This window comes from Bradyrhizobium sp. 2TAF24, assembly GCF_052115025.1.
In the GTDB taxonomy this organism is placed as follows: Bacteria; Pseudomonadota; Alphaproteobacteria; order Rhizobiales; family Xanthobacteraceae; genus Bradyrhizobium_A.
Window position 1 is genome coordinate 59462 of sequence record NZ_JBFRFW010000019.1, and the last position, 22108, is coordinate 81569.

At 66.1% G+C, this 22108-nt stretch carries 18 protein-coding genes; 12 read left to right on the forward strand and 6 right to left on the reverse strand.

The window, feature by feature from the left end; genetic code table 11:
- The first annotated feature begins 175 nt into the window (after positions 1 to 175).
- The gene (locus tag AB4Z37_RS26180; RefSeq protein WP_441519632.1) at positions 176 to 3802 is read left to right on the forward strand and encodes a hypothetical protein; all 3627 of its coding nucleotides are present in this window, start codon (positions 176 to 178) and stop codon (positions 3800 to 3802) included.
- Positions 3803 to 3864: 62 nt separating this feature from the next.
- On the opposite strand, the gene tyrS is transcribed toward AB4Z37_RS26180, so the two are convergent.
- Complete coding sequence (gene tyrS, locus AB4Z37_RS26185; RefSeq protein ID WP_441519633.1) at positions 3865 to 5118, reverse strand: tyrosine--tRNA ligase; 1254 nt, start codon at positions 5116 to 5118, stop codon at positions 3865 to 3867.
- A 208-nt stretch (positions 5119 to 5326) separates the two neighbouring features.
- On the opposite strand from tyrS, the gene AB4Z37_RS26190 reads away from it, so the two are divergent.
- A complete protein-coding gene (locus AB4Z37_RS26190) occupies positions 5327 to 6430 on the forward strand; it encodes an anhydro-N-acetylmuramic acid kinase (protein WP_441519634.1) in 1104 nt (367 codons plus the stop codon).
- A 102-nt stretch (positions 6431 to 6532) separates the two neighbouring features.
- Complete coding sequence (locus tag AB4Z37_RS26195; RefSeq protein WP_441519635.1) at positions 6533 to 7207, forward strand: glutathione S-transferase family protein; 675 nt, start codon at positions 6533 to 6535, stop codon at positions 7205 to 7207.
- 64 nt (positions 7208 to 7271) lie between these two features.
- On the opposite strand, the gene AB4Z37_RS26200 is transcribed toward AB4Z37_RS26195, so the two are convergent.
- Positions 7272 to 7919, reverse strand: coding sequence for an alpha/beta hydrolase (locus tag AB4Z37_RS26200; RefSeq protein ID WP_441519636.1), 648 nt, complete (start codon positions 7917 to 7919; stop codon positions 7272 to 7274).
- Between the two features lie 235 nt (positions 7920 to 8154).
- Between AB4Z37_RS26200 and AB4Z37_RS26205 the strand changes: the two genes are divergently transcribed.
- From AB4Z37_RS26205 to AB4Z37_RS26240, 8 genes are all read left to right on the forward strand, one after another.
- The gene (locus AB4Z37_RS26205; protein WP_441519637.1) at positions 8155 to 9345 is read left to right on the forward strand and encodes a cysteine desulfurase family protein; all 1191 of its coding nucleotides are present in this window, start codon (positions 8155 to 8157) and stop codon (positions 9343 to 9345) included.
- A gap of 239 nt (positions 9346 to 9584) precedes the next feature.
- Positions 9585 to 11066 carry a Fe-S cluster assembly protein SufB gene (sufB, locus tag AB4Z37_RS26210; protein ID WP_441519638.1) on the forward strand — a complete coding sequence of 494 codons (1482 nt, stop codon included), beginning with the start codon at positions 9585 to 9587 and terminating at the stop codon, positions 11064 to 11066.
- A 95-nt stretch (positions 11067 to 11161) separates the two neighbouring features.
- Complete coding sequence (gene sufC, locus AB4Z37_RS26215; protein WP_441519639.1) at positions 11162 to 11917, forward strand: Fe-S cluster assembly ATPase SufC; 756 nt, start codon at positions 11162 to 11164, stop codon at positions 11915 to 11917.
- An 11-nt stretch (positions 11918 to 11928) separates the two neighbouring features.
- Entirely contained in the window at positions 11929 to 13242 is a 1314-nt protein-coding gene (sufD, locus tag AB4Z37_RS26220) for a Fe-S cluster assembly protein SufD (protein ID WP_441519640.1), read from the forward strand.
- On the forward strand, positions 13239 to 14486 hold the full coding sequence (locus AB4Z37_RS26225) for a cysteine desulfurase (protein WP_441519690.1): 1248 nt from the start codon (positions 13239 to 13241) through the stop codon (positions 14484 to 14486). Before sufD ends, AB4Z37_RS26225 begins: the two co-directional genes overlap by 4 nt.
- Positions 14483 to 14875: an SUF system Fe-S cluster assembly protein gene (locus AB4Z37_RS26230; protein ID WP_441519641.1), complete on the forward strand. Its 393-nt coding sequence runs from the start codon at positions 14483 to 14485 to the stop codon at positions 14873 to 14875. The genes AB4Z37_RS26225 and AB4Z37_RS26230 overlap by 4 nt, the downstream gene beginning before the upstream one ends.
- Positions 14876 to 14947: 72 nt before the next feature.
- Complete coding sequence (locus tag AB4Z37_RS26235; protein WP_441519642.1) at positions 14948 to 15358, forward strand: HesB/IscA family protein; 411 nt, start codon at positions 14948 to 14950, stop codon at positions 15356 to 15358.
- Positions 15359 to 15443: 85 nt separating this feature from the next.
- Positions 15444 to 16139 carry a TfoX/Sxy family protein gene (locus AB4Z37_RS26240; protein ID WP_441519643.1) on the forward strand — a complete coding sequence of 232 codons (696 nt, stop codon included), beginning with the start codon at positions 15444 to 15446 and terminating at the stop codon, positions 16137 to 16139.
- A gap of 93 nt (positions 16140 to 16232) precedes the next feature.
- On the opposite strand, the gene AB4Z37_RS26245 is transcribed toward AB4Z37_RS26240, so the two are convergent.
- The gene (locus AB4Z37_RS26245; RefSeq protein ID WP_441519644.1) at positions 16233 to 17300 is read right to left on the reverse strand and encodes a GGDEF domain-containing protein; all 1068 of its coding nucleotides are present in this window, start codon (positions 17298 to 17300) and stop codon (positions 16233 to 16235) included.
- Positions 17301 to 17434: 134 nt separating this feature from the next.
- Positions 17435 to 18979 carry a DEAD/DEAH box helicase gene (locus tag AB4Z37_RS26250; RefSeq protein WP_441519645.1) on the reverse strand — a complete coding sequence of 515 codons (1545 nt, stop codon included), beginning with the start codon at positions 18977 to 18979 and terminating at the stop codon, positions 17435 to 17437.
- Between the two features lie 361 nt (positions 18980 to 19340).
- On the opposite strand from AB4Z37_RS26250, the gene AB4Z37_RS26255 reads away from it, so the two are divergent.
- Positions 19341 to 20843, forward strand: a complete 1503-nt coding sequence (locus tag AB4Z37_RS26255) for a caspase family protein (RefSeq protein ID WP_441519646.1) — start codon at positions 19341 to 19343, stop codon at positions 20841 to 20843.
- 131 nt (positions 20844 to 20974) lie between these two features.
- Here the strand turns inward: AB4Z37_RS26255 and AB4Z37_RS26260 are convergent, their stop codons facing one another.
- Together AB4Z37_RS26260 and AB4Z37_RS26265 are read right to left on the reverse strand one after the other, a co-directional pair.
- On the reverse strand, positions 20975 to 21745 hold the full coding sequence (locus tag AB4Z37_RS26260; protein WP_441519647.1) for a glucose 1-dehydrogenase: 771 nt from the start codon (positions 21743 to 21745) through the stop codon (positions 20975 to 20977).
- Positions 21746 to 21836: 91 nt separating this feature from the next.
- Positions 21837 to 22034 (reverse strand): hypothetical protein, encoded by a 198-nt coding sequence (locus tag AB4Z37_RS26265; RefSeq protein ID WP_441519648.1) that lies wholly within the window; start codon positions 22032 to 22034, stop codon positions 21837 to 21839.
- Positions 22035 to 22108: the final 74 nt, after the last annotated feature.

Sequence of the window (22108 nt, forward strand, 5' to 3'; positions counted from 1 at the left end):
AAGGTGGCAAGGGAATCTCTTCCGCCTCCGGTCCTCCGGGCCGGGAGAACGTGAACCTGTGAACCGGGGAATGGCCGCGATGCCGGCAGACGAGCGACCGTTCTCCGCCGACGCTCGCGCTCAGGCTGGCGGTCGCCGCGAACATCAGCGTCAAGAGGCTCGATACCGAGAGGCAATGGCAAGACCTGAGCCGCAGCAGGCCCGGAACTCCCGTGCCGACGATCATCCCGCATGGGATGATGCCGACTGGTCGCTTCACGACGAGGAAGCGAGCGGCGCCCGCGCGCGCCGGCTGCTGGCGCGCCGCACCGGACCGATGTTCGACCATGCCGACGCCTGGCTCCACGGTTTGCGCCGCGCCGTGTTCGGCGCGCGCTGGCTGCGCCTGGTCGCCACCGTCGCCGGCGTTTTTGCGATCGTGGCCGCGAGCGGATTCGGTGTGCTGTGGTGGCGGCTCGGGACAGGCCCGATCAACCTCGACGTCATGACACCGTGGCTGGTTGCGGCGATCGAGGACAATCTCGGCAAGGACCATACGGTCGAGGTCGGCGGTACCCAGATCGAGCGCACCGGGCGGATCCGGATCGCGGTGCGAATCCGTGACATCGTGGTGCGCGACCGTGCGAAGGCCGTGGTGGCCAGCGCGCCGAAGGCCGAGGTCCGGATTTCGCCCACTGCGCTGATGTTGGGGCGGCTGCGCGCGGAGAGCCTTAATCTGGTCGGCGCGGAACTGTCAGTGCGCATCGCGCCCGATGGCCGTGTCATCGTGTCGACCGGCGACAACGCCCGCCCGCTGGCGACCGCGGCCGCGCCGCGTTTGTCCCCTCCGCCGCCCGCGCCGACAGGACCGACTTCGCTCCCTCAGCCGGCGCCGGTCCAGGCCGGTAAGCCCGCCGCGTCCGAGGGCGCCGCCAGGAACGGAGGCGTGCAGGGCATTCTTGCCGGCCTCGACTGGCTCGACGGCCTGAGCAAGAGCGGCCTCGATGGCGAAAACCTCGATGAAGTCGGCCTGAAGAACGGCAACCTGATCGTCGACGATCAGCGCACCGGCGGCAGGCTCACGTTCCAGAACATCAGCCTCAGCCTGCGCCGCCCGCGCGGCGGCGGCGTCGCCCTCAGTCTCGGGGAGGATGGCAAGAACGCCTGGTTCCTGAAGGTGCTGGTCGGGCCCCAGTCGAGCGGGGTGCGCTCGGTCGACGTCCAGGCCGACAAGGTGCCGGTCAAGAACATCCTGCTGGCATTGCGGTTGAAAGAGCTGAATTTTACCGCCGACATGCCGCTGACCGGACGTGTGCGCGGCGAGATCGGCCGTGACGGTCTGCCGACCTTCCTCACCGGCAAGATGGCGATGGGCGCGGGCCAGATCATCGACCGCGACGCGCCTGACTACCCGATGGACATCGATCAGGTCGACATCAATGTCGACTGGGATGCCGCGCGCCGCGTGATGGTGGCGCCGTTCCAGATCGTTTCGGGGGCGAACCGGATCACGCTGCTCGCGCATCTCGAACCACCGAACGACAGTCTCCCGAACTGGCAGCTCGGCTTCAGCGGCGGCACCATCCTGTTCGGCGGCGAGAACGGCTCCGACCCGCTGATCTTCAACCGCATCGCGGTGCGGCTGCGCTTCGACACCGACAATCGGCGGGTGCTCCTGACCCAGGCCGATTTCGGCAATGGCGACATCAGCATTGCCGGCTCCGGCAGTCTCGATTATTCGACGGCCGAGCCGCGCCTGACGCTGGGGCTGGCGGGAACGCCGATGCCGGTGTCGGCGCTGAAGCGGATCTGGCCGATCGTGGTCGTGCCGGAGGTTCGCGAGTGGGTCGTTCAGCGTGTCGACAAGGGCACGTTGCAGCGCATGGAAATCGGTGTGAATGCGCCGGTTCACACGCTGTCGCGCAGCGGGCCGCCGATTCCCGACGATGGCCTCGCCATCACCTTCGTCGGCAGCAACGTGGCGATGCATCCGGTCGACGAGTTGCCGGGCCTTCATGATGCCGACCTCAAGGCCCGCGTGACGGGCCGCACGGCGACCATCAATGTCGGCCAGGCCGCGGTCGATACACCGGCCGGCCGCCGCCTCACCATTTCCGACCTGGTGTTCGACATTCCGGATTTCGTGCCGAAGCCGCCGCCGGCGCGTGTCCGCTTCCGCGTCGATGGACCGGTGCCGGCCGCCGCCGAGATCCTCAATTCCAATCGCCTCAGCGAGTTCAGCAGCAGCGCGCCGATCGACCCGAACACCAGCCGCGGCAACGTCACGGCGCAGGTGATGCTCGGCCTGCCGATCAAGAACGAGTTGACCAAGGCCGATACCAGCTACGCCATCAACATCGATCTCACCGGGTTCTCCGCCGACAAATTGGTGATGAACCAGAAGCTCGAAGGCAACGCCCTCAAGGTCGTCGCCAACAACCAGGGTTATCAGGTCAAGGGCGACGTCAAGATCGGCGGCCAGGCTGCGAGCCTCGACTACCGCAAGCCGACTGACGGCGACGCCGATGTGAAGCTTCAGGCGACGCTCGACGATGCCGGTCGCGCCAAGCTTGGCGTGGACCTGGGGACGGCCATCTCCGGGGCGATCCCGGTGAAGCTCACCGGCAGGATCGGGGCGCCCGAGCGCGAGAACAAGCTCGGCATCGAGGCGGACCTGACCGCGGCGCGGGTCGACAACCTGCTGCCGGGCTGGGTCAAGGCCGCGGGGAAGGCGAGCCGGATCACCTTCAACGTGGTGCAGAAGCCGCAAGCGACTCGGCTCGAGGACATCGCAATCGACGGCAGCGGCGTCCAGATCAAGGGCGCGCTCGAGATCGATCAGAACGGCGACGTGATCAACGCGGCGTTTCCGACCTTCGCCCCATCCGAGGGCGACAAGACCTCATTGAAGGCCGAGCGGGCGCCGGACGGCGTGCTCAAGGTGACAATGCGCGGCGATGTGTTCGATGCGCGCGGCTTCCTCAAATCGGCGATTTCCGGTCGTGACGCCGAGACCAAGACCAAGCAGAAGGCGGCCGATCTCGACCTCGATCTGAAGATGGGCGCGATCGCCGGATTCGATGGCGAGGCGGTGCGGGGCGTCGATGTCAAGCTGTCGCGCCGCGCCGGCGTGATCAAGGCGTTCCAGCTCAACGGCAAGATCGGCCGCGATACACCGCTGACGGGCGATATTCGCGGCAAAGCACAGGGTCGCGAGGTGCTGTATCTCGAGACCAACGATGCCGGCGCGCTGTTCCGCTTCACCGACATCTACAAGAAGATGGTGGGGGGACGGGTGTGGCTGGCGATGGACCCGCCGGCATCGGACGCCTCCGCTCAGGAGGGATTGCTGAACGTCCGCGATTTCTCGGTCAAGGGTGAGGCGGCGCTCGATCGCGTCGTCGCCAATGGTCCGGCGACCGGCTCCAGCGGCGTTGGGTTTTCCCACATGCGGGCCGAGTTCACCCGGCAGAGCGGCCAGCTCACGATCCGCGACGGCATCCTGCGGGGCCCGACCGTCGGCGCGACGATCGAAGGCAACATCAATTACCCGGCCAATCAGGTGCGCATGAGCGGCACCTTCGTGCCGATGTACGGCCTCAATAACATGTTCGGCCAGATTCCGATCGTCGGCCTCGTGCTCGGAGGCGGCAGCAATGAAGGGTTGATCGGCATCACCTACGAGGTGGTGGGCACGCCCGGCGCGCCGGTGCTGCGGGTCAATCCGATCTCGGCGATGGCGCCCGGCGTGCTGCGCAAGATCTTCGAGTTCGGTACCGGCCGTCAGAACGTGCCCAGCGACAATTTCCCGCCGCCGAACTGAGCGGTCGCCGCCGGGGCGGCGACCTCACCGATGTGCTGCAGGCAATGGCGCTATCGTGCCGTTCAGTCCGGTCGAACCAGCACGTGCTTCTTGCGGCCCAGCGACAGCTTGACCACGCCTTCTGGCGTCAGATGGGTGGCGTTGACCACCAGCTTCTCGTCGCCGACCGGCGTGTCGTTGATGCGCAGCCCGCCGCCCTTGATCTGGCGGCGCGCCTCGCCGTTGGAGGCGACGAGGCCGGCCTTGACGAACAGCGCCAGCGCACCGATGCCGGCATCGAGCTCGGCCCTGGGCAGGCCCAGTGTCGGCAGGCTTTCGGCGATGGCGCCTTCCTCGAAGGTGCGGCGCGCGGTGTCCGCGGCGGCGTCGGCGGCTTCGCGGCCATGCACCAGCGCGGTCGCTTCCGTCGCCAGCACCTTCTTGGCCTCGTTGATCTCCTGGCCCTGCAGCGCGCCGAGGCGGGCGACCTCGTCGAGCGGCAGCGTGGTGAACAACTTGAGGAAGCGTTCGACGTCGGCATCCTCGGTGTTGCGCCAGAACTGCCAGTAGTCGTAGACGCTGAGGCGGTCGGCGTTGAGCCAGACGGCGCCTGCCGCGGTCTTGCCCATCTTGGCGCCGCTCGAGGTGGTCAGCAGCGGTGACGTCAACGCGAACAGCTGCGCATTCGCCATGCGGCGGCCGAGGTCGATGCCGTTGACGATATTGCCCCACTGGTCCGAACCGCCCATCTGCAGCACGCAGCCGGTGCGCTTGAACAGTTCGACGAAGTCGTAGGCCTGCAGGATCATGTAGTTGAATTCGAGGAACGACAGCTCGTGCTGGCGCTCCAGCCGCAATTTGACACTGTCGAACGACAGCATGCGATTGACCGAGAAATGCTTGCCGACGTCGCGCAGGAAATCGATGTAGTTGAGCGGACCCAGCCAGTCGTTGTTGTTGATCATCAGCGCATCGGTCGGCCCGCTGCCGAAGCTCAGGAAGCGGGTGAACACCGTGCGGATACCGGCGAGGTTGTGCGCGATGTCGTCGCTGGACAGGATCTTGCGGCTCTCGTCCTTGCCCGAGGGGTCGCCGACACGGGTGGTGCCGCCGCCCATCAGCGCGATCGGCTGGTGACCGGTCTGCTGCATCCAGCGCAGCATCATGATCTGCAGCAGGTGACCGACATGCAGCGAATCCGCGGTGCAGTCGAAGCCGATATAGCCGGTGATGCGGCCCTTCTGCGCCAGCGCGTCCAGGGCCTCGGGTTCCGAGACCTGGTGGATGAAGCCGCGGCTCTGCAGCACGTTGAGAAAATCCGATTTAAAAGCCGTCATGTCTCTTAGGTCTGTTTGATAAAATGGTAACCGCGCTGAACGACGCTGGTCGGGAGCTCTGCCGCAGGGGTGCGCCTTGTGGCATTATAAGAAGTGGAAGTTGGATACAAGGTTCGGTTCCGGTTGAGGCTGCCAAGTCAGGCGATCAAGGCGCGCAGGCGCGCAGGCGCCGGCTCTCGGCGGGAACCCGCTGCGAAGGGCCATTGCCATGGTGATGACGGCAATCGGGCTGATGAGCGGCACCTCGCTGGACGGGGTGGATGTCGCGCTGATCGAGACCGACGGCAAGCAAGTGATGTCGATCGGTCCGTCAGGATACCGCCCGTACAGCGATCCTGAGCGATCGTTGTTGCGCCAGGCGCTGGCGGAGGCCACGCGGCTGTCCCATCGGGAGGCCCGGCCAGGCGTCCTCGGCGCGGCCGAGCATGCGGTGACGCTCGCCCACGCCGAGGCGGTTGCCGCTTTCACCGCCCAGCACCACATCGCACGCGAGGCAATCGATATCGTCGGGTTTCATGGTCAGACCGTGCTGCACCGGCCCGAGCAGGGCCTGACGGTGCAGATCGGTGATGGCCTGGCGCTGGCGCGGGCCATCCATATTCCGGTGATGCATGATTTCCGCGCTGCCGACGTCGCTGCCGGCGGGCAGGGGGCGCCGCTGGTGCCGGTCTATCATCGGGCGCTGGCGACGGCGCTCGGCCGCAGCGGCCCCGTCGCGGTGCTCAACATCGGCGGCGTCTCCAACATCACCTATATCGATGGCTACGACGCATTGATCGCCTGCGACACGGGTCCGGGCAATGCGCTGCTCGACGACTACGTGTTCCGCGCCACCGGGCAACCGTTCGACCAGGACGGCCGGCTCGCCGCCCAGGGCGATCCCGATGCAGACTGGATCGCGCGCGCCCTGACGCATCCGTTCTTCACCCAGCGGCCGCCGAAATCGCTCGACCGTAACCAGTTCGCCGCGCTGCAACTGCCGAATCTGGCGGTTGCCGATGGCGCGGCGACGCTGACGGCCTTCACCGTCGAGGCGATCGTCAGCATTGTTCCCCATCTGCCGAAGGCCCCGACCCACTGGATCGTTGCCGGCGGCGGCGCCCGCAACCTGATGATGATGCGCCTGCTGCGGCACCATCTGGCGCCGGCGCGGGTGGAAACCGCGGACGCGCTGGGGTGGGCGGGCGATGCCCTGGAGGCGCAGGCCTTCGCCTTCCTCGCCGCCCGCAGCCTGCAGGGGCTGCCGTTGAGCTACCCTGCCACCACCGGGGTGCCGGCCCCGACCACCGGCGGCATCATCGCCCGTCCCTGATCACGTCGCCTTGAAGCGGCGCCTGTCGCACATTGACAGGTTTATGCAATTGCATCTTAATGAATGCAGTTGCATGAAAATCGGATCTGCAGGGAGACGCCCATGTCCGCGCCGCTGAAATTGATCAGCCACAAGCTTTGCCCCTATGTGCAGCGCGTCGCGATCGCGCTGGCCGAGAAGGGCGTGCCTTTCGAACGCATCGACATCGACCTCGCCAACAAGCCGGACTGGTTCCTGGCGATCTCGCCGCTCGGCAAGACGCCGGTGCTGCAGGTCGGCGATACCGCGATCTTCGAATCCGCCGTGATCCTCGAATATCTCGAGGAGACGCAGCCGCATCCGCTGCATCCGGCCGATCCGCTGGCGCGCGCCGAACATCGCGGCTGGATCGAGTTCAACTCCGCGGTGCTCGGCGACATCTGGGGACTGGAGACCGCCAAGGACGAGGCGGCGTTCCGCGCCAAGGTCACGGCACTGGAGCAGAAGTTCGCCCGGCTCGAAACGCGCCTGATGGCGCAGCCCTGGTTCGACGGGGCGAGCTTTTCGCTGGTCGACGCGGTGTTCGCGCCAGCGTTCCGCTATTTCGATGTGATCGACCGGATCGGCGATTTCGGCATCTTCACCGGCAAGCCAAAACTCAACCGCTGGCGGGCGAGCCTCGCGGAGCGGCCATCAGTTCAGCATGCTGTCAGTGCGGCCTATCCCGAGTTGCTGCGGGAGTTCATGGCAAAGCATAACGCCTTCGTGCTGTCGCTCGAGGGCCGGGCCGCGGCCTGAAACGACGACGCGGCGCAGGAGGTCCTGCGCCGCGTCTCGACCGATCGGATGCCGGTGGACGGCGTCAGCGGACGTTGGCGAGCCGCATGTCGAGATAGGACGTCACCGATTCCATCAGCGGCTCGAGCTTGCCGTCGAAGAAGTGGTTCGCGCCCGGGATCACCTGGTGGTCGATCACGATTCCCTTCTGCGTCTTCAGCTTGTCGACCAGCGCATTGACGTCCTTCTGCGGCACCACGATGTCCTTATCGCCGTGCACGATCAGGCCGGACGACGGGCAGGGCGCCAGGAACGAGAAGTCGTAGAGATTGGCCGGCGGCGCGATCGAGATGAAGCCCTCGACCTCCGGACGGCGCATCAAGAGCTGCATGCCGATCCAGGCGCCGAACGAGAAGCCGGCCACCCAGCAGGCCCGCGCCTCGGGATTGATGGTCTGCGCCCAGTCGAGCGCCGCGGCGGCGTCCGATAGTTCGCCGGTGCCGTGGTCGAACGAGCCCTGGCTGCGGCCGACGCCGCGGAAGTTGAAGCGCAGCACCGAGAAGCCGCGGGCCACGAACGAGTAGTAGACCTGATAGACGATCTGGTGGTTCATGGTGCCGTGAAACTGCGGGTGCGGATGCAGCACCATCGCGATCGGCGCGTTCTTCTGCTTCGCGGGGTGGTAGCGACCTTCAAGCCGGCCAGCGGGACCGGTGAAAATGACTTCAGGCATTCGGATTCCTTAAAACCCCAGTGGCGGGCGATGCGGTGGCTTGACGGCCACGCGTTCGAGAGCCAGATCGGCGGCAGCCGGGCCCTCAGCGCACGACGCCGGATGAACAGGGCCGCGTTCTAACATAGGGCGAGGGGCAAAAAGCAAGCATATTGCGCGGTTGCCGCGGCGCCCAGGCCTTGCGGAACCGGCAAATGGTCTTAATCCCAGGGGGCACGATCTTCCGGAGCCGACTTTGCCAGAGCCACGCCGACCACGGATCTACCTCGACTGGAACGCCACCACGCCGTTGCGGCCGGAGGCCCGCGCCGCCATGGCGGCGGCGTGGGACGTGATCGGCAATCCGTCGTCGGTCCATACCGAGGGGCGAGCGGCCCGCGCGCTGGTCGAAGGGGCGCGGGCTGCGGTCGCCCGGTCGCTGGGCGCCGAGCCGCGCGGCGTGATCTTCACCTCCGGCGGCACCGAAGCCAACGTCCTCGCCCTGGCGCCGGGATTGCGCGGTCCGGCCGCACCGCCGGTCGCGCGGTTGCTGGTGTCGGCGGTCGAACATGCGTCGGTGCTGGCCGGCGGCCGCTTTCGTCCTGAGGACATCACGCGCGTTGCCGTGACCCCAGACGGTGTCGTCGATCTCGACGACCTGCGCCGGCGTCTTGCCGATGGGCCGCCGGCGCTGGTGTCCGTGCTCCATGCCAACAACGAGACCGGCGCGATCCAGCCGATCACCGAGATCGCCGAGCTGGTGCGTGCGGCAGGCGGGCTGCTGCATGTCGATGCTATCCAGGCGCTGGGGCGGATCGCCTGCCGGCTGCCGGAATTGGGGGCGGACCTGGTCAGTGTCTCGGCGCACAAGGTCGGCGGACCCAAGGGCGTCGGCGCCCTGGTGCTGCGGGACGGACTGGTCCCGGCCGAGCCGCTGATCCGGGGCGGCGGCCAGGAGCAGAACCGCCGCGGCGGCACCGAGAACGTGCCGGGCATTGCCGCCTTTGGTGCCGCGGTGGATGCCGCCATGGCGGGCCGGGAGCACGAAGCCGGGCGCCAGGGCCGGCTCCGGGGCGCGATGGAGGCCGGCTTGATGGAACACCCGGGAACCGTGGTCTTTTCGTCCCACGTTCAGCGGTTGCCAAATACCACTTTGGTGTCGGCGCCCGGGCTCAGGGCGGAAACAACCGTGATTGCCTTCGACCTGGAAGGAATCGCCGTGTCCTCAGGTTCCGCTTGTTCGTCCGGCAAGGTCGCGCCATCTCACGTGCTGGCCGCGATGCAGGTGCCGGCGGACCTGGCCCAGGGAGCCATTCGGCTGAGTATGGGCTGGGATACGACCGAATCCGGCATCGCCCGCCTATTGGAGGCTTGGAGAAAAATCACGGGCGTATTAGGTAGAGGTGTGATCAGAACCGCTCCTGGAACGGTTCTAAAAAAGGGGTGATTTCCAGAACGGAACGCCCTACATAAACTCCGCGCGCGGGGTGGTTCTTCAAGTTCCTCCATGGCGGCATTCAGCTGGGATTTCGGCTGGGTCCGGATGGAAGGGTCGGGGGCCGCGCCGGCACGCACAACAACAGATTTCTGGTGTCCGTTCGAGCTCCGTTCGCTGTCGCAGGCAGGGGAGTTTTATAGGCGCCACCATTCCACCGCGGTCCTTGAAACCGCGAGCGGAGGATGAAGATGCCGGCCGTACAAGAGACGGTCGATCGGGTTCGCCAGATCGACGTCGATCAATATCGCTATGGATTCGAGACCCTGATCGAATCCGAGAAGGCCCCCAAGGGACACTCCGAAGACATCGTTCGCTTCATCTCGCAGAAGAAGGATGAGCCGGCCTGGATGCTGGAGTGGCGGCTGGAAGCCTACCGCCGCTGGCTGACCATGCAGGAGCCGACCTGGGCCCGCGTCGACTATCCCAAGATCGACTATCAGGACCTCTACTATTACGCGGCGCCGAAGAAGTTCGTCGCGCCGAAGTCGCTCGACGAGGTCGACCCCGAGATTCTGAAGACCTACGAGAAGCTCGGCATCCCGCTGCGTGAGCAGGAGATGCTGGCCGGCGTCGAGCGCCCTGAGGGCGAGCGCCGTGTCGCCGTCGACGCCGTGTTCGACTCGGTGTCGGTCGCCACAACCTTCAAGGAGGAGCTGAAGAAGGCCGGCGTGATCTTCATGCCGATCTCCGAGGCGCTGCGCGAGCATCCCGAGCTCGTACGGAAATACCTGGGCACGGTGGTGCCGACCTCCGACAACTTCTTCGCAACCCTCAATTCCGCGGTGTTCTCCGACGGCTCGTTCGTCTACATCCCGGAAGGCGTGCGCTGCCCGATGGAGCTGTCGACCTACTTCCGCATCAACGAGCGCAACACCGGCCAGTTCGAGCGCACGCTGATCATCGCCGACAAGGGCTCCTATGTGAGCTACCTCGAAGGCTGCACCGCGCCGCAGCGCGATGAAAACCAGCTCCACGCCGCCGTGGTCGAGCTGGTCGCGCTCGACGACGCCGAGATCAAGTACTCGACGGTGCAGAACTGGTACCCCGGCAACGCCGAGGGCAAGGGCGGCATCTACAACTTCGTCACCAAGCGCGGCGATTGCCGCGGCAAGAACTCCAAGATCTCCTGGACCCAGGTCGAGACCGGCTCGGCGATCACCTGGAAGTATCCGAGCTGCATCCTGCGTGGCGACAACTCGCGCGGCGAGTTCTACTCGATCGCGATCTCGAACGGCTACCAGCAGGTCGATTCCGGCACCAAGATGCTGCATCTCGGCAAGAACACCACGAGCCGGATCATCTCCAAGGGCATCGCTGCGGGCAAGTCGCAGAACACCTATCGCGGTCTCGTCAGCGCCCATCGCAAGGCGACCGGCGCGCGCAACTTCACCGCCTGCGACTCGCTGCTGATCGGCGACAAGTGCGGCGCGCATACCGTTCCCTACATCGAAGCGAAGAACTCGTCGGCACTGTTCGAGCACGAGGCCACCACCTCGAAGATCTCCGAGGACATGCTGTTCTACTGCGTGCAGCGTGGCCTGTCGCAGGAAGAAGCGGTGGCGCTGGTGGTCAACGGCTTCGTCAAGGACGTGTTGCAGCAGTTGCCGATGGAGTTCGCGGTCGAGGCGCAGAAGCTGATCTCGATCTCGCTCGAAGGCAGCGTGGGTTAAGGCGTCGCCGGCGCGAATGATCGGTCGTCGGCCGCATAGCCGACGGGACCGCAGCCGGCGCAAACAAGCTGAAAGATATTCGGAAAGGCAGACTGATGTCGTTGCTTGAAATCAAGGATCTTCACGTTCGGGTCGAAGAGCGGGAAATCCTGCATGGACTGTCGCTGACCGTGAACAAGGGCGAGGTCCACGCGATCATGGGCCCGAACGGATCGGGCAAGTCGACGCTCAGCCACGTCATCGCCGGCAAGCCGGGCTATGAGGTGACGGGCGGCGAGATCCTGCTGAACGGCGAGGACGTGCTGGCGATGGCGCCGGACGAACGCGCCGCCAAGGGCGTTTTCCTCGCGTTCCAGTACCCGGTTGAAATTCCCGGCGTCGCCACCATGACGTTCCTGCGTACCGCGCTGAACGCGCAGCGCAAGGCGCGCGGCGAGAGCGAGTACTCGACCCCCGATTTCCTCAAGAAGGTCCGCGAGGTCGCCGGCCGTCTCAACATTCCGCAGGACATGCTGCGTCGTGGCGTCAACGTCGGCTTCTCCGGCGGCGAGAAGAAGCGCAACGAGGTGCTGCAGATGGCGCTGTTCGAGCCGAGCCTTTGCATTCTCGACGAGATGGATTCCGGCCTCGACATCGACGCGCTGCGCATCGCCGCCGACGGCGTCAATGCGCTGAGGTCCCGCGATCGCGGCATGATCGTCATCACCCACTACCAGCGCCTGCTGAACTACATCGTCCCCGACGTCGTGCACGTCATGTCGAAGGGCAAGGTGGTCAAGAGCGGTGGCAAGGAGCTCGCGCTCGAACTGGAAGCGTCCGGCTACGCGCAGTTCGAAGACGCGGCTGCATAAGCGGGCCCATCATGAACGTGGCTTTGGTGAAATCGACAGCTGAACGGCCGCTCGAGGAGATCTTCGCGGCGGCGCATGGCCGGTTGCCGGGAACGGGCGCTGTCGCGCAGGCGCGACAGGCGGCGTTCGACGTGTTCGCGCGGCAGGGACTGCCGCACCGGCGCATCGAGGAATGGAAGTACACGGACCTGCGCGTGCTGCTGCGCGAGGTGGCACCGCTCGCCGATGCCCCCGACGCGGCTGCGCTGACGCGCGCCAAGGCGGCGGTCGCGGCGCTCGATGTCAAGAACACCCGCACACTGGTGCTGGTGGACGGCGTGTTTGCGAGCGGCCTGTCCGACCTCGCCGGGCTGGAGGCTGGCCTGCGCGTGCGCTCGCTGCGCGAGACGCTCGAGGCTGGCGACGCAGCGGTGCTGCAGTCGGGCGCCGCCACCGACAGCATGACGGCGCTCAATGCAGCGCTGGCGACCGACGGTGTTGCGATCGAGGTCGCTGCAGGCGCGACGCTCGACAGGCCGCTGCATATCGTCCATGTCGCTGTTGCCTCGACCGCAGCGGCGTTCACTCGCTCGCAGGTCGTGATCGGCAAGGGCGCGCGCGTGACGCTGGTGGAGAGCTTCGTCGCCGCTTCGAGCGCCGGCGCCTATCAGGCGAGCGATGCGCTGTTCGTCACGATCGCCGACGAGGCGGAGCTGCAGCATGTGCGGCTGATGGAAGATGCGCGCGACGCAGCCAACATCACGACGGGGGTGTTCACCCTCGGCGCTCGCGCGAAGTTCAACACCTTCAACCTGACCAGCGGCGGCGGCGTCAGCCGTTACCAGGGCTTCATCGCCTTCAACGGTGAAGGCAGTGAACTGACCACCAACGGCGTCAATCTGCTGGGCGGGCGGCGCCATGGCGACACCACGCTGGTGGTCGATCATGCTGTGCCGCATTGCACCAGCCGTGAGGTTTTCCGCTCGGTGCTGGACGATCGCGGTCACTCGGTGTTCCAGGGCCGCATTATCGTGCGGCCGGACGCGCAGAAAACCGACGGCAAGATGATGACGCGGGCGCTGCTGCTGTCGGACGAGGCCGAGATCGACAACAAGCCCGAGCTCGAGATCTTCGCCGATGACGTCACCTGCGGCCATGGTGCGACGGCGGGCGCGCTCGACGAGAGCCTGCTGTTCTACCTGCGGGCCCGCGGCCTGCCGGAGAAGGAGGCGCAGGCGCTGCTGATCGCCGCGTTCGTCGGTGAAGCCATTGAGTCGATCGTCGACGACGATCTGCGCGACGTCGCGGTGAACGCGGCCGAGCGCTGGCTGACGGCGCGAGGCTGATCATGCACCCCGCGGTCGCCAACGGAACATACGATGTCGAACGGGTGAGGGCGGACTTCCCCGCGCTCGCCATGAAGGTTTACGGCAAGCCGCTGGTCTATCTCGACAATGCGGCGTCGGCACAGAAGCCTCAGGCGGTGCTTGACCGCATGACCAAGGCTTATATGTCCGAGTACGCCAACGTTCATCGCGGCCTGCATTATCTCGCCAACGCCGCGACCGAAGGCTACGAGGGCGGCCGCGAGCGTACCGCGCGTTTTCTCAATGCGCGCCGCAACGAAGAGATCATCTTCACCCGCAACGCCACCGAAGCCATCAACCTCGTGGCGTCGTCGTGGGGTGCCCCCAATATCGGCGAAGGCGACGAGATCGTCATCTCGATCATGGAGCATCACTCGAACATCGTTCCCTGGCATTTCCTGCGCGAGCGCCAGGGCGCGGTGATCAAGTGGGCGCCGGTCGACGACGACGGCAACTTCCTGCTCGACGAGTTCGAGAAGCTGCTGACGCCGAAGACCAAGCTGGTGGCGATCACCCAGATGTCCAACATGCTCGGCACCATCGTGCCGGTGAAGGACGTGGTGAAGCTGGCGCATGCCCGCGGCATCCCGGTGCTGATCGACGGCAGCCAGGCCGCTGTGCACATGGCGATCGACGTCCAGGACCTCGATTGCGACTTCTACGTTTTCACCGGGCACAAGCTCTACGGCCCGAGCGGCATCGGCGTGCTCTACGCCAAGTACGACCATCTCGTGGCGATGCGGCCTTACACCGGCGGCGGCGAGATGATCCGCGAGGTCAGCCGTGACTGGGTGACCTATGGCGACCCGCCGCACAAGTTCGAGGCCGGCACGCCGGCGATCGTCGAGGCGATCGGGCTGGGCGCGGCGATCGACTATGTCAATGCGATCGGCAAGGACCGCATCGCGGCCCACGAGCACGATCTGACGCTCTATGCCCATGAGCGGCTGCGGGAAATCAACTCCCTGCGCATCATCGGCAACGCCCGCGACAAGGGCAGCGTGATCTCGTTCGAGATCAAGGGCGCGCACCCCCACGATATCGCCACCATCATCGATCGTTCGGGCGTCGCGGTGCGCGCCGGCACCCACTGCGTCATGCCGCTGCTGGAACGATTCAACGTGACCGCGACGTGCCGGGCGTCGTTTGCGATGTACAATACCCGGGACGAAGTCGACCAGCTCGTACAGGCGTTGATCAAGGCGCAGGATTTGTTCTCATGAGTGATGCTCAGCAAGTGGTCGAGGCGGCTGCCGTCGAAGCCCCGAACCGGGTCGATACCCGCTCGGCGCTGCCGCCGGAGGAGACCGAGCGGCTCGGTGCCGACATCGTCGGCGCGCTGAAGACGGTGTACGATCCGGAAATTCCGGCCGACATCTACGAGCTCGGCCTGATCTACAAGGTCGACATCAAGGACGACCGCACGGTCGACGTCGAGATGACGCTGACCACGCCGAACTGCCCGGCTGCGGCCGAGCTGCCGACCATGGTGGAGAATGCGGTCGCGAGCGTCGCCGGGGTCGGAGCGGTCAACGTCAAGATCGTGTGGGAACCGGCCTGGACGCCGGAGCGCATGTCCGACGAGGCGCGCGTCGTCCTGAACATGTGGTGAGGTTGTTGCAACTTTGGCCGTCTCCCGCAATGATCCATGCACGGGCATTGAAATCCCGCCGGACATGACCAGATGACTGGAATGACACCGAATACCTCAGCCCCCTCGAGCAAGCCGGTGCGCCGGCCGCGGCCACAGGTCATGCGCCTCACCGAGGCCGCAGCAGCGCGGATCAGGGAACTGACCGCACGGGCGGACTCGGAGATCGTCGGCCTGCGGGTCGGGGTCAAGAACGGCGGCTGCGCCGGCATGTCCTATACGGTCGAGTACGCCCACGACATCCGCCCGACCGACGAGGTCGTCGAGGACAAGGGCGTCAAGATCCTGGTCGATCCGAAGGCCGTGCTGTTCCTGCTCGGCACCGAGATGGACTTCAAGGTCGACAAGATGGCGGCCCAGTTCGTGTTCAACAACCCCAACCAGACCGGTGCCTGCGGTTGCGGCGAATCGGTGCAGCTGACCCCGGCCAAGCTGCCCGCGTGATCGTGGCGTCGCGGTTCTGACAGCCGCCTGGAAGGCGTGATGCCGAAGCGACTGTCAGGGCGGCCATGCTAGAGCGGTGGGCGCCATGGATCGCGAATTTCTGCAGGACCTGTTCTCCGCGTTCGGCCCGGTGAGCCTGCGCCGCATGTTCAGCGGCTACGGCGTGTCCGTGGACGGGGTCAATTTCGCCCTGGTGCTGCGCGGCGCCATCTATTTCCGGACCGACGAGCACAATGTGGCGCGCTTCGAGGACGAAGGCGTCAAGCCGTTCCAATACGCGGCACGCGGCAAGCTCGTGACCATCAATTCCTACTGGCAGCTGCCGGACCGCCTGTACGACGATCCTGAGGAGCTCGCGGAGTGGGCGAGGGCGTCGCTGGGCGCTGCCGAACGTGCTGCGGCCGTCAAGCGCTCCAGGGCGGCCCGCAACGCCGCCAAAGGCACTGCGAGGGGGCCAGCAAAGAGCGCGGTCACCGCAACCGGACGCGCCGGGACCGGCGCCGAGGCGAAGCCCTCAGGCAGGCCCGCAAAGGCGCCGGCGGCCTCGCGTCCGGCGAGGCCGCCCCGCGCCGGGAAAGCCGCGTCAGCCGGCAAGACGGCGTTGGTCGGCAAGGACAAGGGCAAGGGCAAGGGCAAGGGCAAGATCTCGGCTGCGACCAAAACCCCGGTCCGTCCGAAGGCCACGCGCAAGGGCGGCGTCCGCACCGCCCCGGCCAAGGCGACCAAGCCTGGTTCGGGCTTACCGGCGCGAAAATCGCCTTCCGGTCCAACGCGGCGGTAGCATCGCGAACGGCGAGTGCGCCGGCAGCCCGCCCTCGGGCGAATACGCGTTGCAAGCAGAAGGGGGCGGGCCGAAGACTTCAGGCCGAAGACTTCAGGCCACCTGGATGTGGTCGGTCGGAGAATATTCCGGATCGGCCTCGCAGACGACGCGGTTGCGGCCGTTGCGCTTGGCGGCATAGAGACAGGCGTCGGCCCGCTCGATCAGCGAGATCGTGTCATCGCCGTTCTGCAGCATCGACACGCCCACCGAAATCGTCACCCGGCCGAGGATCTCGCCGGTCGATTTCTTCTTCAGCTCCTTGGACATCACGGCACGGCGGATGTGGTCGGCGACGGTCAGGGCCTGGCGCAGCGCTGTGTTGGGCAACACCACGGCGAATTCCTCGCCGCCATAACGGGCGGTGATGTCCTGGCCCTTGATCGTGGCGCGCAGTGACAGCGCGACGAGGCGCAGCACCTGGTCGCCGGTGAGATGGCCGTAGTTGTCGTTGAACGACTTGAAATGATCGATGTCGAACATCAGCAGCGACAGCGGCTCGCCATGGGCTTGCGCGTGGGTCACCGAATCCTCGATGGCGCGGTCGAAGAACTTGCGGTTGCCGAGCCCTGTGAGCGGATCGGTCAGCGTCTCCGCGCGGATCGCCTCCAGGCTCTGCTGCAGATTGTTGATCTCCTGCTTGGAGACCGTCAGCCGCGCTTCGAGCGCCTTGTTGTGCTCGCGCATGTCCAGCGTCGATTTCACCAGCGACTGCACCACGCTCATCACGGTGCCGTGGTCAGGGGCGCTGCCGAGCTTCTGCGTCGCGCCATCGAGGCTGTGGCCGAATGCGGTCGTCATGCTGAGCGCGTCCGACACCAGCGTCATGACATCGTCGATTTCATTGATGACGCGCGCGCCGACCTTGTCGATGCGGTCGGTGGTGCGCAGCTGGGACAGGTAGGTTTCGTAGATCTGCTCGAGATCGGACTCGGTCAGCTTGCCCTGGCGCGCCAGCGTCTCGTTGATGATCTTGTTCAGCGGGGCATTGTAGCCCGTCGCATAGACGTACCAGATCTCATAGTTGCGCGGCACGGCAGGCTGCCGCAGCGACCTGATCTGGCCCAAGGCCACTTCGGCGAATGCCAAAGTGCGCTGATGTTCGTCCAGCAGTCCAATCACGATGGCGTCCCCGAGGATGAGCAACCCGGCTCATCGCAACGACCCGTAACAGCCACAAAAGCTAAAACAATGACAACGAGGTTACGGCACGAGGGTGAACGGGTGGTTAAGCAATCGCTCCCCGCCCGGTATCATTACACGCGTGCGCGTATCGGCCGCAGCAGGAAGGCCGGCAGATGCGAATGATCGCCCGGTTCGGAGTGCTCGCGTGGCGTCGCAGCCATCGGCGTACGGCCGATCGACGGCGGCTGATTCGGAGCAGACGGCTGGTTCGACGCAGCGGGGGCCTTGCGCCTGGAGCGCTCGCCACGGCCACCACGCTCATCGCGGTTGCCGCGTTCTTCACGCGCGCCACGCTCTTCACGGCTGCCGCGCTCTTCACGGCTGCTGCGCTCCTCGCGGCCACCGTGCTCACCACGGCCACCCTCGCTGCGGGCGCTGGCCTCATCGCGGCCAGAGCGTGAACGTCGGCCATCGCGGCGTGGCTTGCGGTCGCCTGAAGGACGGGCGCTGGTTTCGGACGCCTCGTCGGCTGTGTCCACGGTTGCTGGTCCGAGATCGGCTTCGAGACGTGGAATGGCCTGCCCGATCAGCTTCTCGATGGCGGCCAGCGACTTGCTGTCGGCCGACGTGACGATCGAGATCGCGGAGCCGAGGCGACCGGCTCGGCCGGTGCGGCCGATGCGATGGACGTAGTCGTCGGGATGATGGGGAACGTCGAAATTGAAGACGTGGCTGACCTCGGGAATATCGAGACCGCGAGCGGCGACATCGGAGGCGACCAGTAGCGGCATCTCACCCTTGCGGAACTGATCCAGTGCCGCCATGCGGGCCGACTGGTCCATATCGCCATGCAGGGCGACGACGCCGAAACCGTGACGCTGCAACGAGCGGTGAAGCAGGGCGACGTCGCGCTTGCGGTTGCAGAAGATGATCGCGTTCTTGAGGTCCTGGGCGGAGCGGATGAGCCGGCGCAGGGTGTCGCGCTTGACATGCGGGGCGCTGCCGCAGCTGACGAACGACTGGCTCACAGTCACCGCGGTCGAGGCCGGGCGCGAGACTTCGACGCGCTCAGGATTGTGCAGAAAAGTTTCGGTGATCCGGCGGATCTCGGTCGGCATGGTCGCCGTGAAGAACAGCGTCTGCCGGGTGAAGGGGACGAGCTTGCAGATCCGCTCGATGTCCGGAATGAAGCCCATGTCGAGCATGCGGTCGGCTTCGTCGATGACCAGCAGCTCGACACCGGTCAGCAGCAGCTTGCCGCGCTCGGAGTGGTCGAGCAGGCGGCCCGGGGTGGCGATGAGGACGTCGACGCCCCGCATCAGCTTGTTGTTCTGATCCTCGAACGAGACGCCGCCGATCAGCAGGGCGACGTTGAGTTTCTGGCCGGCGCCGTACTTGTCGAAGTTCTCTTTGACCTGGGCGGCTAGTTCACGGGTCGGTTCCAGGATCAGGGTGCGGGGCATGCGGGCCCGGGCGCGGCCCTTTTCCAGCAGGGTCAGCATCGGCAGCACGAACGCCGCCGTCTTGCCGGTGCCGGTCTGGGCGATGCCCAGCACATCCTTGTGCGCCAGCACGTGGGGGATGGCCTGAGCCTGAATGGGGGTCGGCTGGGTGTAGCCGGCAGCCGCGACAGCGGCCACTACCTTGTCGGACAATCCAAGATCGGAAAAAGACATTGAGCCTCGAGTCGAAACCGCCGTTCGGATTCTCGGGAATAACTGTCGCGCTCAACCCCGGAACGGCACGCTCTTTGGCACGGGGAGGGAGTTACGCAGACAGGCGGCTCACCGGGACATCGCGTGTCGACTCCGCGCCGCGTCAGGCCGGAACATAGGGGCGAAATGGCCAAAGTCAATGTGTTCTGGCGTGACAACCGCAAAAACCTCATCATTTTCGGGCGAAACAGGCCTGATTTGAGCGTTTTGGCGGCGATTCCGTCTGAACCGTGGACAGGCGGGGGCCGACTATGCAGGAGTGCCGATAGCGGCCGTCCGGCCCGGTCGGGGCCTGGCCGGTCCCGATAGTCAGGAACTTTCGATGATCCCGCGGTTCGCCCTTCGGATGGCAGCGCTCGTCGTCGCCGTGCTCGCCTCGTTCGCAAGCCCCGCGGGCGCCGACAAGCGTATCGCCCTGGTGATCGGCAACAACGAATACGGCAATGTTCCGCGCCTGCAGAAGGCAGTGAACGACGCCCGCGTGATGGGGAACGTGCTGCGCCAGCTCGGCTTTACCGTGATGACGGCCGAGAACCAGACCCGCAAGGGATTCACCGAGACGCTGCTGGCATTCGACCAGGCGGTCGAGCCCGGCGATACCGTGTTCTTCTTCTTCGCCGGGCACGGGTTCGAGATTGGCGGCGAGAATTACCTGCTGCCGACCGACGTCGCGGCCGCGAGCGCCGGTGAGGAGGAGCTGGTGCGTGATGGCGCGATGGCCGCCGAGCGCGTGATCTCGCGACTGCAGAAACGCGGCGCGCGGACAGCGATCTTCGTGTTCGACGCCTGCCGCAACAATCCGTTCGAGCGGCCGGGCACCCGTGCGCTGGCCGGAGGTGGCGGTCTCGCGGCGATGACGCCGCCTGAGGGGGTGTTCGTGGTGTTCTCGGCCGGCGCCAGGCAGACCGCGCTTGACCGCCTGTCGGAGGACGACACCAATCCGAACTCGGTGTTCACCCGCAACTTCGTGCGCGAACTCGTACAGCCCGGGCTCAACCTCGTGCAGATCGCCAAGCGCACCCAGGCTGACGTCCGCGAGATGACGGCGGCGGTGCGCCATGTGCAGACCCCGGCCTATTATGACCAGATCGTCGGTGACGTCGTCTTGAGTGCCGCGCCGGCGGCCAATGCCGGCGAGCGCGCCATCGCCGTGGTGCCGCAACAGCCACAGCTCGCCGCGTTGCCGCCGGTCAATCCGGCACCGCGGCTGCTCGCGCCCGACAGCACCAACGCCCCGATCGCCAGCTTCTCGCGCCACAATGGCGGCTGGACCGTGGTGGTGTCGCTGGCCGATCCGGCGTCGGCGATCGCCTGGCGCATGGGGGAGAGCGGCGAGTTCAAGGACACCGGGTTTCTCGACACCCTCGATCCGCGCACGCGGCGGCGGTCGCCGAATCCCTCGTTCGAGCTGCCCCCGGATGCGGCGGCGGCCACGCTGCAGATCCGCTATGTCGACATCAACGGCGAGATGCAGGGGCCTTTCCCGGTCCGCTTCGAACCGCAGGCGGCGCTTGTGCGCGACCAGCGCAAGATCCTCGACATGACGTCGACGAGCTGGCTGTCGTTCCGCGAGTACAACGGGCTTCTTGTGTACTACACCCACCTCGTGTCCTACCGCTGCGCCATCCGCGAGATGCGGATCGGCATCGACAGCGGCGTGCCGGACAAGGTGATCAAGCTGCCGCCCTGCAATGCCAGGGATCCCGTTGCCATTCCCAGCGATGCGCAGACCTATCTGAAGCTGCCGCCGGCGACACGCTCGGTCTCGGTCGAGCTGACCTTCCCCGATGGCAGCGTCTCGGAGATCAAGAGTTTTCGGCGCTGAAGGCCGCGAGCGCGTTCGCTTTCAATGGAAGCACGACGCGCTCCAATTATTTGTTTGACGCGTTTTCCTAACGCGAACCGGTGCCCACTCCCACGGGTCAAGCCCGTGGGCATGCTGCGCTCGAAAACGCTCTAACCGGACACCGAATAGCCGCCATCGACCGCGATCGCCGTGCCAGTGATGAAGTCCGAGGCGCGGGATGCCAGAAATACGGCGATGCCGGCGAGGTCTCCGGGTGCGCCCCAACGGCCAGCCGGCGTGCGGGCGAGCACGCGATCATGCAGGCCGTCGACCTGCTGTCGCGCGGCCTGGGTGAGCTCGGTGTCGATCCACCCCGGCAGCACGGCGTTGGCCTGGATGTTGTCGGGCGCCCAGGCGCAGGCCAGCGATTTGGTGAGCTGCACGATGCCGCCCTTGCTGGCGGCATAGGCCGGCGCGAACGACGCCCCGAAGATCGACAGCATCGATCCGATGTTGATGATCTTGCCGCCGCCGCCGGCTTTCATTACCGGATAGGCCGCCTGGGTGCAGAGCAGGGCGCTGGTCAGGTTGGTGTCGATCACCTGCTGCCAGTCTTCCACCGCCACGCTCTGCGGCGGCTTGCGGATGTTGATGCCGGCATTGTTGACGAGGATGTCAAGCCGGCCGAGGGCCGCTACCGCATCCTTCACCATCTGCGCGGTCTCGGTGCGGGAGGTGACGTCGGCGGTCAGCGCAATGGCGCGGCCGCCGTCGCGTGTCAGCGCAGCGGCGGCGTCCCGCGACTTTGCCGCATTGCGGCCGACGATGACGATCGCAGCCCCCGCCGCGGCAAGGCCGCGTGCCATGCCGAGGCCAATGCCGCCATTGCCGCCGGTCACGACAGCGACTTTTCCGGACAGGTCGAAGGGAGAGGCGGCCATGGCAGGTGTCCTTGCGGTGAGATGCCGCCGGCGTGCAGTGATGACGTCGTGCGAGGCTCTGCGAGCCGGCGATCGGTGAGCGGGGCCACCGTTAGTGGCGGCGCGTCCAGCCTATCAGCACGAGGCCGGCGAGCACCAGCAGACCGCCATAGATGGCCCAGGGCGTCTGGCGGATCATGAAGCTCGATGCGGGATAGGGAAAGACGCCGCTGCCCTGGCCGATCCAGATGGCGCCGACAAGCAGCGCAAGACAGCCGAGGACCATGGCAAGCGAGTGTCGTCGCGGCATGGCAATGCCTTTCGTTGCGAGTTGGGCGAACGCGCATCCCGCCCGTAACCCCGCTGGACCTGCGAGCGGGATCG